The sequence below is a fragment of the Virgibacillus sp. NKC19-16 genome (genome assembly GCF_021560035.1).
GTDB lineage: Bacteria > Bacillota > Bacilli > Bacillales > Amphibacillaceae > Virgibacillus_L > Virgibacillus_L salidurans.
Genome location: NZ_CP074373.1, coordinates 1092397 through 1111039, shown reverse-complemented (window position 1 = coordinate 1111039; position 18643 = coordinate 1092397). Strand labels below are relative to the sequence as shown.

Below are 18643 nucleotides of genomic sequence, written 5' to 3'. Positions count from 1 at the left end.
CTCCTTATCTTTGTACAAACATTGGGCAGTCGACAGGTTGATCTACCATTTCCTTTAACTCATCATCTAATTTAGTGAGTGTAATGGAGCATCCTCCCATTTCGAGTGATGTAATATAATCACCAACATAAGAACGACAGATATTAACTCCTTTTTCTTTCAAAACTTGCTCAACTCTTCTAAACATAATATATAATTCCATTCGAGGAGTTGATCCCAAACCATTAACAAGGACTGCAACATCTTCTCCCTCATTTATTGCCATATCTTGAAAAATAACGTCCAAGAGTTGATCTGCAACACGATCAGCTGATTCTAGTGGTACTTTTCTAATTCCGGGTTCCCCATGGTGTCCCAGGCCAATTTCCATTTCATTATCACCAATTTCAAAGCTTGGTTCTCCTGTTTGTGGCAATGAACATGGTGTTAATCCAACACCCATAGACCGTGTGTTTTCATTTGTTTTTCTCGCTATTCTTGCAACGTCCTCTAAGTTATATCCTTGTTCTGCAGCGGCACCAGCCGTTTTATAAACAAAGAATTCACCTGCAATACCACGGCGTTTTTCTTTTTGTTCTTTTGGTGCGGATGCAACATCATCTGAAGCAAGCACCATTTCAACATTAATATCTTCCATCTCCACAAGCTCTGCAGCCATACCAAAGTTCATCACGTCACCAGCATAATTCCCATAAAGATAGACTACGCCTGCACCCTTATCGATTGCCTTTGTTACTTCTACAATTGGTGCTGGTGGTGGAGATGCAAAAATATTACCGACAGCAACACCATCTGCCATTCCTTCCCCAACATAGCCCATGAATGCTGGCTCGTGACCAGAACCACCACCAATTAGAATAGCAACTTTACCATCATCCTTTGTCTTTGCCGAAACCAGTGCTCGGTCATTTTCCTCCAAAGCTTTAATATGGTTTGGATGTGCCTTCACATATCCATCGATCATTTCTTCAACTACATTTTCACCATCATTGATAAGTTTTTTCATTCCAGATGCTCCTTTCATAAAAATTATTTTCTGAATTATCCTTAAAGTAACTCTGCTTTCTTTAAGATTTCTTGAAGCTTTTCTTGTTTTTCCGAATCAAGCATGCGAGTTGGCGGTAGAACGTGTGTTGAAATATCCAATCCTTTTAACTTCATTGCTTCTTTGACAACACTGATGAATGGTGAATCAAGTTTATACATTGTTGGAAGGATTGCTAGTCTTTTGTATAAATTCACTGCTGTTTCCATATCATTTTCATAAAAAGCATTATATACACCTATTGCAAGTTCTGGTGCAAAATTTATACTTGCACAAATTGCACCATCTCCCCCCAAGCTTAACGTATTTAGTAAATGATTATCAAAGCCAGCAAGAACGGTAAATTCAGGATATTTCCCTTTCACAGTTAAAATCATATCGTGTATATGTCCTACAGAATCAATCGTGTCTTTAATTCCAACAATATTAGGATGTTTTTCTATCAATTTCAAGACAAATTCCGGACTCATGTTTTGACCTGTTAAATCAGGATAATTATATAGTAATATTGGTAGATTTACAGCCTCAGCTATCTCGCCGTAGTGTACTAACAAGTTTTCTTCTGTTAACGGCCAGTAGTATGGATTAATGACGACAATTCCATCAGCACCAATTTCTTCTGCATGCTTACTTAATGTAATAGCTTCATGAGTGCTGGGACTTCCGGTGCCTATTAATACTGGCACACGCTTATTTACATACTCTGTCGTAAATGCTGCCACTTCCATTCTAAGTTCTCTTGACATTTGTGAGAACTCTCCGCCACTACCAAGAAAGAACAGGCCATCTACACCCGCATCAATTAAAAAATCAATTACATCTGCCATTCCTTTTTTATCAAGTTCTCCATTCGTATCAAAGATGATTGATACTGGTGGAATAATACCCTGAAAGTTTCTTTTTGTAGACATAAAGTCAGCCCCATTCCAAATCATTTAAAACTGATAACGTTCATCCATAACAAACGGTTTTAATTCTACTTTTTCCTTAACACCTTTATTTACAAGGTATTTTGGATATTCTCCACGTAATAAGACATCTGTAATACCCAATGCTGTTTTTGAACGCATTTCTTCAGCAGATTCTTCTGAATAGCCCGCCATATGTGGTGTAAGCGTCACATTTTCCATTTTTAAGAATGGATGATCTGGATTGATTGGTTCTGTTTCAATGACATCTAGGCCAGCACCAGCAACAACTCCACTTTCTATCGCTTCTAAAAGTGCATCTTCATCAACAACGGGTCCTCTGGCTGTATTGACAAGATAGACACCTTTTTTCATCATGCCAAATTGTTCTTTCCCGATCATTCCTTTTGTTGACGCAGTAAGTGGTACATGCACAGATATGAGATCAGAGCTCTCACATAGCTCTTCTAATGATACAAGTGTGACGTTACTCTCCTTAGCAATATCTTCAGATACAAATGGATCTGATACAATAACATTTAAACCTAATGCTTGTACTTTCATTGCCAGTCTCCTAGGAATGTTTCCAAATCCAACTAAACCTATTGTCAACTTATTTAATCTGCGGATAGGTTTTGATAGATTTACATCCCATGTACCATTTTTAACGATTTGGTTTGAAGTAGTTATTTTGCGTAAAAGACTCAAAATTAAAGCTAGAGCATGATCAGATACCTCATCAACACCATAGTCTGGTACATTACCAATACAAATCCCATGTTCAGTTGCAGCATCTAAATCAATCGTATCTACTCCGACACCGTAACGTGTAATAACTTTACAATTTTTTAGATTCTCAATAACTCTACGTGAAATCGGAGCATATAGATTCATGATTGCATCTGCATCATGACAAGCTTCAATTACTTCATCCTCTGTTTTACATTGCATTTTTATAACTTCAATATCTTCATGATCCAGTATTTTATCTTCAAAACGCAGATCTTTATATTCATGATCAGTTATTACTACTTTCATTGATTCTACCACCCTCTAATTAGTTACTAGCTAGTTTTAATGCCTCTTGTAAAATTGTTCTTAGCTGCTTTTCATTTTGGAAACAAGATTCTTCATTACCTTTACCGCGCACCTCAGCAGCTACACGCAAGCCATTCTCTTGAATTTTTAGTTCATCTGCTTTTCGCAAAATCGCACTGATTTTTTCAGTTGTTAAGAATCCGGGAGAGCCAATTTCCATATGAAAATCGCCATATAATTCACTGTTTGAATCAAGAACAGCATTTGAAAAATGAATTTGATGAATAAGAGATTTTCCTTTTTCTAATGCTTCAAAGATATCCTCGCCATTAAGTGCTGCATGTGCCGTATCAAATGCTATACCAACATTATCATGCTTTTCCTGTACTCTGCTTAACAACGCAACCGTTTCATCCGTTGTACCAATAATGCGCTTTTTATGTGCAAAACGGTCAAGTGGTTCGATCAATAAGTTCATATTGTATGCTCTTCCAGCTTCTGCTATTTCGCATAAACTTTCATAAAGACCTTCAATACCATCTGCCCAAAGATCTGCACCCGGGTCATCACCCGTCACAAGTGCAATATTTTTTGCACCGATTTCTGCAGATGCATACAAACTATCTTTTATTTGGTTTACAGTTTCTAATCTAAGCTTTGAATCTAGTGATGAAACATCAAGATTATTCTCTTCAATTAAGAATGTAAGCCATTGCGTTACTTCAATCCCATTTAATTCAGTTAGTTCTAAGATGCGCTTCCGTTCAGGCTTCTCAAAACCATCACCTAATTCAATCGATTTGTAAAAATCTTCTTCAACGACCTTTTCAATTACATCTGCAGTAAAGTTCTTTTCTCTTTTTAATGGATGAAAGACTTCAGGTATTAGTAAAGAAGGAATAAGATTTATATTCATGTCTACTATTCTCCTTTAACAATCGGATAAATGTTTTTCCTTACGTAATCGCCAAGTTCTACAATGACTTCGCTTGTATTTTCTTGCTCAGCTCCTGTTTCTTCTTCAAGCATAACCCATCCGTTATAACCGCCATCTTTAAGAACATTTATACATTTTTCGAAATCAATATCTCCTTCACCCATCTTCATCCATTCATTGTTCTTCGAAGCATCTTTGAAATGGACGTGTTTAACCAATGGTAAAGCTTCTTTAATAATTTCTGCAGCTTCCATTCCACCAAATTCAATATGACCAGCATCCGGCGTATAGCCCATATATTTTGGATCTAATCCATCAAAAAGCACGTCATAGTCTTCTTTAAATCTCCAGTAAGAAGTCACATATGAAATTGGATGAAGGGATGTAATAATACCATGATCTTCAATCGCACGCTTTCCTAATTCATTTGCACCTTTAATGATTTCTTTTTGTCTTTGCAATAAATTATCCCGATTTTTTCCGACTCTAGAAGGCACATTCATGATAGCGCCCGGAAAATGTTTTAAGTACTCAAAATAGTAATCTTCTAATTCCTTTTCTTGAGGAGAGGGTTTTCCACCTTCAAAAGCATGTGGAATGGTTAACGCAGCTAGCTTAAGTCCTCTTTTATCAAGTTCTTCTTTAAACTTTTCAGGCGCATTTTTGTATTTCCCTAATAGCGAAACCTGCATATCTAACCCTGTTAGCCCACCATTTTTAATATCATCCATAATCTGATCCATGATGTCTGCTTCTACATCATAATCCAATACCCAAGTTGAACCTTGATATCCAAATTCCATTGCCATTTTAAATTCCTCCTATTTCTTCTATTTTGATCTTTATTTAGTATATTACAATTCTATCATACCGGTTTTTGAAAGAACCCTATAACAAAATATAGAGTTCTTTTTCAATTTTTCATAGTTGTTACATTAGAAATAGACTAAGAATTAAAGTTAACCCGAAACCTACAAATGATATGATAGTGGCCAAAACAGTCCAGGATTTAAGTGTGTCCCCTACACTCATACCAAAATAACGGTTAACCATCCAGAAGCCTGAATCACTAACGTGAGGTGCAATAACAGCACCAGAAGCAATAGTGATAACAAGTACAGCCATCATCGGATCACTAATACTCATTGTACTTAATATTGGAGCAACTATACTAGAAGAAGTAACCATTGCAACAGTAACTGACCCTACAGCTAGTCTCAGCAAGGCTGCCGTTAGGAAAGCAAATACAACTACAGGTAGATTTACTTGCTCCATCGCATTTGCCATCACATCACCAACGCCGGAAGCAACGAGCATTTCACCAAATATACCACCAGCACCTGTAATTAGAATGATAATTCCTGCAGGTTCAAGCGATTTTGTAGTAATTTGTTGAATTTCGTCTCTTGAATATCCTCGTTTTGTACCAAAAATATAGAATGTTAACAACGTGGTTATCGTTAGCGCCGCGTAAGGATGACCAATAAATACTAGAATGTTTCTTAAAACAGATCCTTCTTCTAAAATAAAAGGCGCTAGTGTATTTAATAACATTAAAATCAACGGCAACATAATAATGGAAATAACACTGATAAAGCTAGGTAACTCCTTTTGCTCCTTTGCATCAGCCTGTTCTTCTAAATCAGCAAGTGCTGCTGCCTGTTGGTTCATCTCTTCCGGTACAGGAACATGAATTTTTTTAGAGATGAAGTTACCATACACTGGACCTGCTAAAATCATTGCTGGAACACCAACTAGAATACCGAACAGGATAACCCAACCTAAGTCTGCTCCTAGAATCGATGATGCAGCAATTGGACCTGGTGTAGGCGGTATCATACCATGAGCAACAAGTAGTCCAGCCAACAAAGGAACACCAAAGAATAACAATGATTTCTTTGTTTTGTTCGCTAATGTATACAATATAGGCATAAGAATAACTAGTGCTACATCAAGAAATATTGGAATGGAAATGATTAGACCAGCTATACCGAGTGCCCATGATGATCTTTTTTCACCAAACTTATTTATCATTGTTAGTGCTAGGCGTTCGGCACCACCTGACACTTTTAACACTTCACCAAACATAGCCCCTAGTCCAATTACGATCGCAATAAAGGCTACCGTTTCACCCATACCCGTCTCAAAAGTTGCTATAATTTCTTCTGGCGTCATACCAACAGCTAAACCAACAATAAAACTTATCAAAATAAGCGCCAGAAACGCTTGAAGCTTTGTTCTCATTACGAGAAACAATAACGCAACTACTCCTAAAATGGCAACAATAATTAGCCATGCTGACTCTCCCATATAATACCCACCTTAAAATCAACTTTTATGATAGTTAGTAATTGGAGAAGAGATAGAACAATATGTTCTGCGACTTCTCCCTTCTCACCCTATCAAACATAATTAAAATCGCTGTTTAGAATTAAATTTTCGTTCCAGACAAGACTATTTGAATCACTTCTTATTATTCGCTTCTTCAATATCTTTCTTAAGCCAATGAATTAATTCCTCTTCACGCTGGTGTTCCATTTGTTCTGTGAATTCAGGTGTCCATTCATAAAAGCCTTTTCCAGTTTTTGGACCATGGTGACCATTATCAACCAGTTCTTTCATGGCTGGGAAAATATCCTTTTTATCACTTAGATCCTCAAACAGATAAGATGTAATAGATGCATTCGTGTTTAAGCCCCCCATATCCATAGTCATAAACGGTCCAGTTACACCAAAGCGCCGACCAAGACTATATCGTATAGCGTCGTCAATATCCTCCATAGATGCAATTTCTTGTTCGAGAATGTACTGTGCTTCTCTAAAAATTGCATATTGTAGGCGGTTTCCAACTGAACCTAATGCATCCTTCTTAACAAGAATCGGTTTCTTATTCATTGATTCCAGAAGTGCCATCGAACGTTCAACTGTTTCGTCAGATGTATGTTCTCCACGTACAACCTCAACTAATGGCATTAAATGAGCAGGATTCCAGAAATGTGTCACAACAGTGCGCTCAGTATTAGTAGTTAATTTAGCGATTTCAGTTGCACTAAGGCCAGAAGTATTACTGCCTATGATTGTATTTTCTGGGCATAATTCATCCAATTTCTTGAAATAATCTTGTTTGAGTTCAAGGATTTCAGGTATCGCTTCTATCACGAATGTAGCGTTAGAAACGCATTCTTCAATGGATTCAGTGAAAGTAATAGAATTAATAATCCGTTGTTTTTCATCCTCATTGAAAACGTCATAACCTACTAATCCATTCAATTTGTCTTCAAGCCCAACACGCGCACGTTGAATATCTTCTTCGTTCATCCCCCATACTTTAACCTCAAGTCCTGACCAAGCAGCGGTCAAAGCAATAGAATGACCCATGATTCCAGAACCAACAATAGATAAATTCTCTTGACTAGACATATTTACACCTCTTATTATTATTTATTTTCTGTGAATGAAACGCTTACCAAAGTATTCTAGTTTATAGGATCGGCTTCAAATTACTAACTACATAATCATTGATATCATATATTACCTTATCTGGATTTACAGCTGTTTCTTCTGTTTCTTCTTCTACCATAATCCATCCTTTATATCCATAATCCTTGAGATTTTGGACAATTGTAGGAAAATCAATATCACCAGTACCCATTTTTTTCCATTCAAAGGTTTTACTGCAATCTTTAAAATGAACATGTTTAATAATGGATAGATTATCTCGTACTATTTCTACTGGGTTCATTCCACCAGCCATAATATGACCTGCATCTGGTGTGTATCCTATGAATCTAGTATCTAAGCCTTTAAATAAAACTTTATAGTCTTCTTTAGTTCTAAAATAAGATGTTGGAGGTGATGCTGGATGAAAGGAAGCAACTACCCCATTTTCAGATGCTCTTTTCCCTACTGTATTTGCACAATTAATAATTTGTTTTTGTCTTTTTAATAAATTATCCCTATTAGGACCAACTCTTGAAGGCAAATTCATAACAGCTTTCGGGAAATTTCTTAAATAGCTTATATAATAATCAGCGCGATCTTTTTCTTCCTTTGTTTCCTCATCATTCTCCCAAGAGAAAGGCACAGTTAAAGCTGCTAATTCTATACCTCTTTTATCAAGTTCCTCTTTAAGTCTCTCTGGCTGCTCTTTGTACTTCCCTAACATAGCAACCTGTACATCAATACCATTGAAGCCAGCATTGCTAACCGTATCCATGATGTCATCTAAATAATCTACTTCCTTATCATAATCCAGTTCCCAAGTAGATCCATGACAACCAAATTTAATTTCCATCTTCTGTCACCTCTTTGTTGTAAAATGGATTCTGGTCAATTACCAATATTGGATTTGTAATCGTTTACTCATTTCTTCACTTCTATATTATCACTTATTTTTAATTTGTCAATATTGTTGTTGTATATTTTCGTATGAAAAATAACTGTAAATTAAATGAAAGCAAACAAAAATAAATATGCATGTTTTTTGATAAAATTACTCTACTATTGAATACTATGAAATTATTAAAGAAAAGAGCAACTGTTGATAAATAATTAACAAATTAAAAAAACTGATAATAGATAAGCTCGTATGCTCGTCTGTTATCAGGGAATTAATTAAATCTTATATACATTAATAGCCTATAGCAATGGCTATTAAAACGCTACTCCAATTAATGAAATAAACGATTCAAGCTTTGCTTTAAAATAGCAATGACGAAATTGAATATAACAATCAATAAATTACCAGTTGTCATAAACTTTCTTCTCTATATCTATATCTCATGTTGACGGACATGCCAACTATCTGTACTTATTTGTCGACCCCTATTTGATGCGTTCTTGTTCTAGGTATTTTGTTATTGAATGTAAATCTACTCTCACTTAATAAAAGTTCACTTGTTAGCAAATAACTTAATAAATTTAGTCATTACAGGTTCCATAGAATGCTGCATCTCTGCCATTACAGTTGAGAGATGAACCATTTCTTTATTTTCGAAATAAGCTTGTAAATGGGAAACGGCAGCCATGGATATTTCTGTGTTCACATTAATTTTACAAATTCCTTTTTGTATCGCTTGTTTCATTTTATCTTCCGGTGTACCAGAACCCCCATGAAGAACCAGGGGGACATCAACAGACTGGCGAATTCTATCTAAAAGATCAAGCTCAATTTTAGGTTCTCCTTTATACATACCATGTGCTGTTCCAATAGCGGCAGCTAAAAAATCCACGCCTGTTTCTGCAACAAATTCTTTTGCGGACTTTGGATCAGTAAGTGTCCCATCGCCTTCTTCCTCATCAGAAAAAGCCCCTCGTGCTAATGAACCAATCTCCGCCTCAACGGACACCCCTGCCATATGAGCGATTTCTACTATCTCTTTTGTAAGACGCATGTTTTCATCAAGATTATACGCTGAACCATCAAACATAACAGATGAAAATCCACAGCGAATGGCACGAATGATGGATTCTTTTTCATATGCATGATCCAAATGAAGCGAAACTGGGACACTAGCTTTATCTGCCATTGCCCTAACCATCGCTGAAAACCCTTCAACATCAACGGTTAGGAAGTATCGCTCCCCTAATGCAATAATAACGGGTTGACTTTCCCTTTCAGCAACATTGATAGCTGCTTGAACAGTTTCTAGGCTATATACATTAAACGCTGCGACACCGTATTTGTCTTTCTGTGCATTTTCTAATACATCTTCTGTATTTGATAGCATTTTGTGCTCCTTTTTCGTTTTTTTAAGTTTTTTCACTCGTATACGAGCCTATACACCATTATTGTTAACATTCAGCCGTATACGAATGGGATTTTTCAATAGCCTATTTATCTAAAATTTCAACTGTCTCCTTAAGCGCATCTTTTGTTCCCACATTTCCAGGGAATATAATGTAAGAAATACTTGGAAACTTACTTTCCTCCCCAGTAAACCATACAGGAATTCCTGGCTTGATTTGTCCAGCAACAGTCGATCTTTGCACTTCAAGGCCATTTGTTCTAATATCACTTGAGGTAATACCGCCTTTAGCCACAATATAACTAGGTCTTACTTTTAACCTTTGAACGATACTTGTTACTGCTTCTGAGATCTGAACGGAAAGCTTAAGTTCTTCTTCTTGTTTGTCTTCACCAAGATCTAGTCTTTCCCGTTTTGTATAAATGGCTACAGTTTTACCTGAACGAATGAGATTTTCACTTGTTTCAATCACTCGATCTGTTTCAGCTTTGAACTGTTCAGGGTGTAAAACAAGGTGAACATTAAATTCAACAAACTCAATAAAATCACATTTCTTCAATTCCTCAAGCTGCTCAGTCGTCTTTTTAACGTGAGAGCCAACAATGATTAAACCACCATGATTGACTTCCTCTTTAATCAATTCATCTCTAGTAAGTAAGCCTTTATCTCTTACTCCTCCTATCACTTTCGTAAGAGCAGCTCCAGATCTAACCATAAAGCGTTTGCCTGCTTTCATTGCTTTAATGAGGGAAATAACAAAAATCTCCACATCGACGTAATCTACCGCATTAACAACGACTTTGTTAAAATCACTCACTTCTAATAATTGATTTGTTATTTTCTCTATCTCAAGTGCTCTGAGTTTTTCCAGTGATATATAGGTTGTATCTTCGGCTTTAAATTCGCCATTTGATTTTTCCTCAGCCCATTCACCTAAATGAGATTTCGTGTAACCAAATGTTCTGTCTTTCGCAAATTCCGTTTCGCCAGCTGGTACCAAATAGTCCTCATTTTGAACATAGTGGATGTTGTCGATCGTAAAACGGTTGCCTTCTTTGAAAAACGGAAGGATTACTTCTCCGTCAAACTTAGTTTCAGAGCTTGATTCAATGGTTTCTTTTAAGACCTTTGTTTCAAGAGGGTAATGACCTCGTAAAGTAGAATCTCCACGACTAATGATGATAAAATCCTTATTATTTTTTTTCGATACTTCTAACACATTTTCAGCAATTTCTACATGTGCTTTTTCCGTTTCAGCTTCTGTGAATCCTCTGGAGTTTGTCAATATGAAAAACATAGAATTTTGCTCGGCAAAACCCTTGTTCAAACTATCTACCGACCAATCCGTGTAAACTGAAATATCGTGAACAGTTTGTACTCCTGTCGGGTCATCATCAAGCACAACGATTTTTTTGTTTAGATCAGCTAATTCTTTTTCAAGCATTTCTTTGATAACATTTGTATTCACCGCATGGATTTTATCAAAAACTTCATTAGCTAATCTTTTTTTCGTACTGTTAATCATGCTCATATTTATGTCCTCCTTACCTCAGCATTCGCAAGTTTTTCAAAGTATTGAACAATACCACCATGATCACCTGTTGCTTTTCCACCGACCTTTAATGCATGGAAAATTTCCAGTAATTGATTTGATAATGCATTGGCACACCAATTTCATGAGCGGTATCTACTACATTCGTAATATCTGCATCAAGGACTGAATTTCCTGCTAATCCACCTCTGATTGCCTCATACAATTTTTTTAACATCAATGTCTTCTTTACTTGCCATAACAAATGCTTCGGACATAGCAGCGATATTTAAATTATTTCACCGTAATGTAGATTATACGAACCGCCATGCTGATCCCCGTAGGTTGGTGAATCGGATGAATCAATATCCAGCACAAGGATTTCAGGTGGCTCCAGCTCGTGAAAGCGATCAATCATTATTCGGTTTACCTCCTGGAATTGTTTCATTGTTCCCTTATCCAATTGTTGATTTAATCAGGACATGGTAAGCTGGGAAGCTAGTTCGTGCTTATCAAAGACTGTCGTAAATACCGGGGTGTTTTTCAAGTTATCTACATGATCGCCTGCATATAACCCGTAGCATTTTGAAAAATCTTTTGCATGATAACATCATGATTGACATGATCACGATGGGATACACCATCTTTTATGTGAACCATTTGTTCAACAATTTTATGTAATCTGATAACATCACTAAATTCCTGATATAATAAAATACCAGCATCACCCGTTAAATCACCGGCGTCAAAATTTACCTTCACACACTATTAGTCATAAAAGGAGTCCGCTTTGGTATGTTTTTTGTTTTGTCACTTATTACATTACCATTACCAAAAATGGGCTCCCTTTCATTTATTTTACTTTCACATTGTATTTAACAAAAATTCGTTGTTGGTAGACATTCCAATTTCAAGAGAAGTAATAACGTTTTTGCAGCGCTTTTGATTTTATTATAACCTCTTCAAAGACTCCATTGACATAGCGTAAATCGAAAATAAAGCGTTCCACTTTGTTTCACTCGATCACTGCAACAAATAAGGCAAGAACGTACGCGCTACCGGCTCCCCATCAAAAATAAGATCCTTCTTCTCATCTAAATAACTATAATTAATATGAGATTTTGGAATATCTAGCTTGATTAGTACAATGATTGTGCATCCGTTTCACCACATTATGATTTTTTGTTCGCATTATCATCATAATAAGGGAAACAGATGTCTTTTATTTACCTTAAAATTCTATCCGAATAATTTTCGAACTTCACAATCTTTTGGACATAAAGGGATGCAGATTAAATGAACTCAGTTTTGAGATATTTATTTTATTTATTGTAATCAAAGAGCTGTGCGTTTTTAATGTCTTCTATTGTTTGTGTACCAGCTAATTGCATAACTGTTCTCAAATCTTTTTCAAAATACTCGAAAACGGATTTAACTCCTTTCCATCCACCGTTGGCCAGCCCGTATAAAACAGGACGGCCAATTGCTACTAAATCTGCACCGCTTGCAATTGCCTTAAATATATGTTCACCACGTCTAATGCCACTATCGAATACAATCGGAACTTCTCCTTGAATAGCATTTGAAATATCTTCCAAAGTATCAAATGAACTAGGAGCACCGTCTAATTGTCGCCCTCCATGATTAGATACCCAAATACCAGAAGCACCAGCACCGATAGCTTTAAGAGCATCATCTGGCGTTTGAACACCTTTAACAAAGATCGGCAAATCTGAATAATTAGTTAAAAATTTAACATCTTCAACTGAAAGTTTTAGTTTTTTATTACTATAAACTGTATCAGAAGAAGTATCATCAGCGCCATCTTCTAAATACCGCGCAACAATTGGCATTCCAAAGGGGTAAACAAATTTATTACGGAGATTTCGTTCTCTTCTACCATCTACATTTGTATCAGCTGTTAAAATAATCGCTGAAGCTCCTACAGCTTTTGCTTCATCAATAATATTTTTATTAACTTCAATATCATCACTCATATAAATTTGGAACCATCGATTATTACCCTGTAGGCCGTTTTCGATATCATCAAAATTACTACTAGAGTAAGCACTAATAGACATAATACTTCCACCATATTCTGAAACACCTTTAGCAGTTCCAGCTTCTTTTGAATCATGAGCAATACCATGCGCAGCAATTGGAGCAACTATAACAGGTAATTGTAATTCTTGATCTAATATAGTAGTACGCATGTCCGGATTTTCTGTATCAGCTAATACTCTTTGTAAAATACCTTTTTTATTCCAAGCTTCAATATTATTTCTTAGAGTATATTCGTCTCCAGCACCACCATATATAAAATCATATCCATCTTTTGGTAACACAGCCTTAGCCAATTTTTCTAATTCAAAAACATTTATAACATCTAACTCTTTAACATCTTTTGGTGCACTATAATTTATTTTATCCTTTATTTCATTTAACATATAAACTTCTCCTTGTGAAATAATTTTTGTATTTAAGAATAAACTATCTTTAAGTGATTCATTGTTAGTGATTTCTGAGGTCCTTCCTCAGAAGAGGGAGGGAAATCTTCAACATCTCACCTATAACCCATTTTTTCTTTGAATCAATGAATCTATGTTTGATATCTTGATTATTTAGGTCTACTTCTGTGTAAATATGAACGATTGAGATATAGTTTCAGTCTCTTTGATATATTTTCTACAAAATAAACAATTTTTTTACTAATTTTCTTCTATGGTCTTCCTATTTATACTTATTTTTGTTTCTTCATTAATTTGGCTTTCAAGTGGATATTGAGGGCTTCCATACTTTTTAGCCCACCAGTTCGTAATTATTGGAACCAATAATGCAGTAAAAACTACTGAAGCTCCAACTTGTACAGTAGCAGAAGCAACATAAGGTTCATATGCTGAATCAACTGATGCAACAATAGCAGGAACAGCAACAGCATTTCCTCCAGTAGTTGCTACAGCCCAAGCTGCATATCCAGGTCTTTTACTAATTTTTCTATCAAAAAACAGAATAAACAAACCTCCTACGAAAACTGTAATTAAACCTAGTAGTATTCCAGAGAGTCCACCTCTGAATATATCCAAGATATTAATCCCTGCCCCGAGACCAAATCCAACTAACGGAATTAAAGCTGTTCCAACCGGCTTGAATAGATCTTGAAAACCTTCGTCTAGATTACCTAACAGCATCCCAACTGCCATAGGGACAACTGCTGCTACAAGTTCCGTAATCCCTATACTCGCAAGCCCTGAAGCACCAAGAGCTAACAAAGTAAATACTGGGCCATCATTGAGTGCTAAAAGTGGAAAAGCGCCTGCATCAACATCATCTCCATATTCACTTACCAATGCTAAGTACATACTTCCGTTACTATTAGTAACGGCTGCAACAACAGCAAGTGCAGAAATTCCAAATACTCCAGCAAGACCAAATATATATCCAAACGCGATCGCTATTCCAGCTCCTATAGCAAATTTTGAAATTAACAGTGTTCCACCTCTTTTAAGGACATGAAACATATCACCAAGTTTTAGTGCAGTACCCAAACAAAATAACTGTGCTCCTATCAACGTATTGACACCCGCATTAGAAAATAATGCAGTAGTTATACTACCTATTTCCAATACAGATGGAATAAATGTATAAATTAAACTACCCAAAAGCAATGGAACAACCATGATGCCAGCAGGAATTTTATTCACATATTTTAAAATCATTCAATTCACATCCCCATTTTATTTATTGATTCTTTTAACAAGAAAGAACTTTTCTCTGAGTAAATCTCTGATCGTTTAATTTTCATCTTCTGTCACCCCTCGCCGAATTTCGCAAATTCCATTATTGTTTTTGTAACCGTTTACTTATATCTTGATTTCTATATTATCACTTATTTTCAATTTGTCAATATTATTATTGTATATTTTCGTATAAAAAATAATTAGTAATAAAATGAAAGTAATCAAAAGTTAAATGTATATTTCTTGATTAATAAATCTACTATCAAATATCATTAGACTATTAAAGAAAAAGATAACTGAGGGTAAGGATATAAACCCCTCTGAAAAGAGATTAACTCAAAATGCTCGTCTATTATCAAAGTAACTTCGTAAATAAATCTTATAAGCTTAGTAATATCGACGATAATAGGTACAATATATAAACCATCGATAATCCTGTTAACCCAGCGATAAATCCTTCAAGTGTCCATGTTTTAAGTGTTTTGGGGGATGGCAAGGTTACCAAATTGATAACAGCTCCGAATGCTTCGCCAATTAAAATAAAGGCTTGCTCAGGAATTGGGCTTTAGCCGTACACCTATAAGGGAAGCTCTTAGGCAATTAATATATGAGGGCTTATTATAAATAAAAAGGTCGTACAATCTACCGATAAAGATTTACGAAACTTATTTCAAGTAAGGATCCTCCTAGAAGGATTTTCAAGTCAAGCAGCAGCAATATATTTACCTGAAGAGAAATTAAATTCACTTTCTCAATGTATTAAATTTGGGCGAGAAGGAACAACTGAAGAGGTTATGAAAGCAAACGAACATTTTCATGAATTAATTGTTCAGGCAAGTGGTAACTCAGAAATCATTGATATCATTAACCACATGAAGTCAATTATCTATCTTTTTCGTAAAACTGTAGTGCTGCACATGCGCCCTTTTCTAATTGATGAGCACGAGGAAAAGCGATTAAAAACAGAGATGGGCAGGCAGCTAAGCAACTGATGGAAAATCGCCTTCAAGCAGATCTAGACTTTTGTTTGCATATTTTAGGGAGTAAAGATTATGAATGATATGGGGGAATTTGGAAATCAGCCTACCTTTCTTATGAAGGTTAGAGAGTAGAGGGCGAGGCTAACCCGCAGTGAATTAAAGCGTGGTACCTCATTATGAATTGGTGAAGGTACCACGCTTAATTTGTTTTAATAATATTTTTTTAGAAACAATTTCATAATTTAACGGGTTGCTATGATGTACTGTCGTAAGGACCAGTTCTTTAGCTAATTATTGATCAATCACAGATCCATCTACGTGAAGTCTAGTATTTATCTCCCTTCTTTTATACGGAAACTTCTCGTCTGCGTTTTCTACTAAATCCATACCAATTCCTACTTGTTTAGGCACATCAATAAAGCCATCTGTCACTGTAGGAACCCATGTTACGAAATCGCTCTGTTTAAAACTTTCTTCCTGGATAGTCTCGGAACTGGTAAACCTTTCTGTGGCAGATAAGGTATTGTGATCAGGTAGTTCCTGTATAGCCAGATTATCTACTGCAGTCGCAATTTGAATACATGCTGCTGTACTTACCGGACTTAATGGGTTATGAGGAACAATCTGTACCCCATGCGCTTCTGCTATTGCAGCAATTTTCTTTGTACCAGTAATTCCACCGCATAAACATACACTTGTCCTTGCATAAGACATGGCGTTTCTGGATAAAAGCATTTCGAATTCCTGGATTGTATGAATTCTTTCGCCAGTAGCAATTGGTACATTAGACTTGCTAGCTATAAGTGCCATCGAATCAAAATTATCGGGTATAACTGGATCTTCCAAGAAGAATGGATGGTACTTTTCAACCGCCTTTGAGAAGGCAACTGCTTCCCCAGGCTGCATTCTTCTATGTAATTCCAAGCATAAATCCATATCATTACCAACTGCTTCACGTATAATTCTCACCCGCTCTGTAGCTTCATTGATCATTTTTACATAAGGTTCAAAATAAGGCGTACTTCTTGGTTCGTCCAAGAAAGGCGACAAATGACCAATCGCATTAAAACCGAGCTCTTTTGCTTTCATGCAATTAGCCACTAGTTCTTCTGTAGTTTCTCCGTGGACATGGTAATAGGTTCTAATTTTATCTCTGCTTTTTCCTCCTAGTAGCATATAAGTTGGCACATTAAACCATTTACCGGCAATGTCCCATAAGGCTATGTCAATAGCACTAATTGCTCCCATGATTGCTGCGCCTCTAAAATGAAAAGAACGATACATATATTGCCAGTGATGCTCTATTTGAAGTGGATCTTTTCCAATTAGATACGTCTTAAACGAGTTAACCGCCTCGGCAGAAGCATCAAGAAATCCCCATGCTCCAGATTCACCTAAACCAACAATACCCTCGTCCGTGAACACTTTTACATATAAAAATCGATTTACAGGCAAGATCTTTACATCAGTAATTTTCATAGTATCCTCTCCCTAATCTACTATATGTATAGCTTTCACCAATCGGAATAACTGATTGGCGGTAAATCTTAAGTTTCGAAAAGTTGTATCTGAATCCATAGCCTCACCCAAAGTCATAGGTGCATTTATTATAGAAAAGCAGGATGTCATCCCTCGGTCATTTAAGATGAAATTATCCTGATTGATTCCACCGGCTAAAGCAATGACAGGGACATCGTATTTTTCAGCCAATTGAGCAACACCAATTGGAGCTTTTCCCATCGAAGTCTGGCCATCCAGCATCCCTTCCCCAGTTATAACAAAATCCGCGCCTTGAATATATTTTTCCAATCCAATAATCTCTAAAACAAGTTCAATTCCAGACTGTAAATCGGCATTTAAAAAGCCCGCAAATGCAGCGCCTAAACCACCGGCAGCTCCAGCACCTTCAATAGCATGAATATCGAGTTTAAGTTCTTGAGAAACCCTGTTTGCAAAACTCTCAAGTCCTTTATCTAATTCTTTTACATCATCTTCTGTCGCACCTTTTTGGGGACCATATACATATGCGGCACCATTTACACCATAGAGGTAGTTATTCACATCACATGCCACCTGAAATTTACAGTCCTTTAATAATGGATTTACTAGATTCGTGTCAATATGCTGAATCTCCCTAAGTACTTTACCCCCGGTTTTAACCTCCTGATTTTGATCATCCAAAAATTTGTATCCCAATGCCTGCAGCATGCCGACCCCGGCATCATTGGTTGCACTCCCACCCAAACCGATAATAAAATGGCGACACCCTTTTTCGATGGCATCATTTATAAGCTCTCCTACACCGTAAGTGCTTGTTTTCAAAGGATTCAGCAAATCTCGTGAAATGAGTGGGAGTCCGCAGGCAGCTGCAACTTCAATCATAGCTGTTTTTCCATCACCCGAGACTCCATACATTGCATTTACATTTTCGTCAAGTGGGCCTCTCACCATTTTTTCTATCCATTGACCTTCTGTTGAGTGAACCAAAGCTTCAACAGTTCCTTCTCCGCCATCAGCCAATGGAAGAGTACTAATTTCTGCATCATTATAAGCTTCAGTTAGGCCTAATGAAATAGCTTCACTTCCTTTTATTGAAGAAATACTTCCTTTAAATGAATCGATAGCAATTAAAACTTTCACCCTCAACACTCCCTCCGTCTATATATTTCGTTTTTCCGCTCCTTGTAACAAATTACACGTGAAAACATAACGAACATTCA

General features: G+C 36.4%; 18 protein-coding genes and 1 pseudogene. 2 read left to right on the top strand and 17 right to left on the bottom strand.

Going from position 1 to position 18643, the window contains the following annotated elements:
- Positions 1-4: 4 nt before the first annotated feature.
- From dhaK to KFZ58_RS05880, 15 genes and pseudogenes are all read right to left on the bottom strand, one after another.
- Positions 5-1006 (bottom strand): dihydroxyacetone kinase subunit DhaK, encoded by a 1002-nt coding sequence (gene dhaK, locus KFZ58_RS05945; protein ID WP_235793882.1) that lies wholly within the window; start codon positions 1004-1006, stop codon positions 5-7.
- 41 nt (positions 1007-1047) lie between these two features.
- On the bottom strand, positions 1048-1956 hold the full coding sequence (locus KFZ58_RS05940) for a dihydrodipicolinate synthase family protein (RefSeq protein ID WP_235793881.1): 909 nt from the start codon (positions 1954-1956) through the stop codon (positions 1048-1050).
- 24 nt (positions 1957-1980) lie between these two features.
- Entirely contained in the window at positions 1981-2991 is a 1011-nt protein-coding gene (locus KFZ58_RS05935; RefSeq protein WP_235793880.1) for a C-terminal binding protein, read from the bottom strand.
- Between the two features lie 19 nt (positions 2992-3010).
- Complete coding sequence (locus KFZ58_RS05930; protein WP_235793879.1) at positions 3011-3907, bottom strand: sugar phosphate isomerase/epimerase family protein; 897 nt, start codon at positions 3905-3907, stop codon at positions 3011-3013.
- 5 nt (positions 3908-3912) lie between these two features.
- Positions 3913-4737, bottom strand: a complete 825-nt coding sequence (locus KFZ58_RS05925; RefSeq protein ID WP_235793878.1) for a sugar phosphate isomerase/epimerase family protein — start codon at positions 4735-4737, stop codon at positions 3913-3915.
- 121 nt (positions 4738-4858) lie between these two features.
- Positions 4859-6238, bottom strand: coding sequence for a GntP family permease (locus tag KFZ58_RS05920; protein WP_235793877.1), 1380 nt, complete (start codon positions 6236-6238; stop codon positions 4859-4861).
- 153 nt (positions 6239-6391) lie between these two features.
- Complete coding sequence (locus tag KFZ58_RS05915) at positions 6392-7348, bottom strand: 3-hydroxyacyl-CoA dehydrogenase family protein (RefSeq protein ID WP_235793876.1); 957 nt, start codon at positions 7346-7348, stop codon at positions 6392-6394.
- A gap of 61 nt (positions 7349-7409) precedes the next feature.
- Entirely contained in the window at positions 7410-8222 is an 813-nt protein-coding gene (locus tag KFZ58_RS05910; RefSeq protein WP_235793875.1) for a sugar phosphate isomerase/epimerase family protein, read from the bottom strand.
- Positions 8223-8820: 598 nt separating this feature from the next.
- Positions 8821-9657: a class II fructose-bisphosphate aldolase gene (locus KFZ58_RS05905; protein ID WP_235793874.1), complete on the bottom strand. Its 837-nt coding sequence runs from the start codon at positions 9655-9657 to the stop codon at positions 8821-8823.
- Positions 9658-9760: 103 nt separating this feature from the next.
- Positions 9761-11200, bottom strand: coding sequence for a four-carbon acid sugar kinase family protein (locus KFZ58_RS05900; protein WP_235794678.1), 1440 nt, complete (start codon positions 11198-11200; stop codon positions 9761-9763).
- An 8-nt stretch (positions 11201-11208) separates the two neighbouring features.
- Positions 11209-11502, bottom strand: a pseudogene (locus KFZ58_RS05895) (NAD-binding protein); the annotation flags it as partial.
- Positions 11496-11669, bottom strand: coding sequence for a transposase (locus KFZ58_RS19150; RefSeq protein ID WP_255695070.1), 174 nt, complete (start codon positions 11667-11669; stop codon positions 11496-11498). The gene KFZ58_RS19150 and the pseudogene KFZ58_RS05895, both read right to left, overlap by 7 nt.
- A gap of 89 nt (positions 11670-11758) precedes the next feature.
- Positions 11759-11968, bottom strand: coding sequence for a transposase (locus KFZ58_RS19145; protein ID WP_255695069.1), 210 nt, complete (start codon positions 11966-11968; stop codon positions 11759-11761).
- 560 nt (positions 11969-12528) lie between these two features.
- Positions 12529-13653, bottom strand: a complete 1125-nt coding sequence (locus KFZ58_RS05885) for an alpha-hydroxy-acid oxidizing protein (protein WP_235793873.1) — start codon at positions 13651-13653, stop codon at positions 12529-12531.
- Positions 13654-13914: 261 nt separating this feature from the next.
- Positions 13915-14922 carry a 2-keto-3-deoxygluconate permease gene (locus tag KFZ58_RS05880; RefSeq protein ID WP_235793872.1) on the bottom strand — a complete coding sequence of 336 codons (1008 nt, stop codon included), beginning with the start codon at positions 14920-14922 and terminating at the stop codon, positions 13915-13917.
- Positions 14923-15501: 579 nt separating this feature from the next.
- Between KFZ58_RS05880 and KFZ58_RS19330 the strand changes: the two genes are divergently transcribed.
- Entirely contained in the window at positions 15502-15567 is a 66-nt protein-coding gene (locus KFZ58_RS19330; RefSeq protein WP_370642496.1) for a hypothetical protein, read from the top strand.
- Positions 15561-15935 (top strand): FCD domain-containing protein, encoded by a 375-nt coding sequence (locus KFZ58_RS05875; RefSeq protein WP_370642495.1) that lies wholly within the window; start codon positions 15561-15563, stop codon positions 15933-15935. The genes KFZ58_RS19330 and KFZ58_RS05875 overlap by 7 nt, the downstream gene beginning before the upstream one ends.
- 279 nt (positions 15936-16214) lie before the next feature.
- Here KFZ58_RS05875 and KFZ58_RS05870 read toward each other — a convergent pair whose 3' ends face one another.
- Together KFZ58_RS05870 and KFZ58_RS05865 are read right to left on the bottom strand one after the other, a co-directional pair.
- Positions 16215-17402 carry a mandelate racemase/muconate lactonizing enzyme family protein gene (locus KFZ58_RS05870; protein ID WP_235793871.1) on the bottom strand — a complete coding sequence of 396 codons (1188 nt, stop codon included), beginning with the start codon at positions 17400-17402 and terminating at the stop codon, positions 16215-16217.
- Positions 17403-17414: 12 nt separating this feature from the next.
- Positions 17415-18563: a glycerate kinase gene (locus tag KFZ58_RS05865; protein ID WP_235793870.1), complete on the bottom strand. Its 1149-nt coding sequence runs from the start codon at positions 18561-18563 to the stop codon at positions 17415-17417.
- Between the last annotated feature and the right edge of the window lie 80 nt (positions 18564-18643).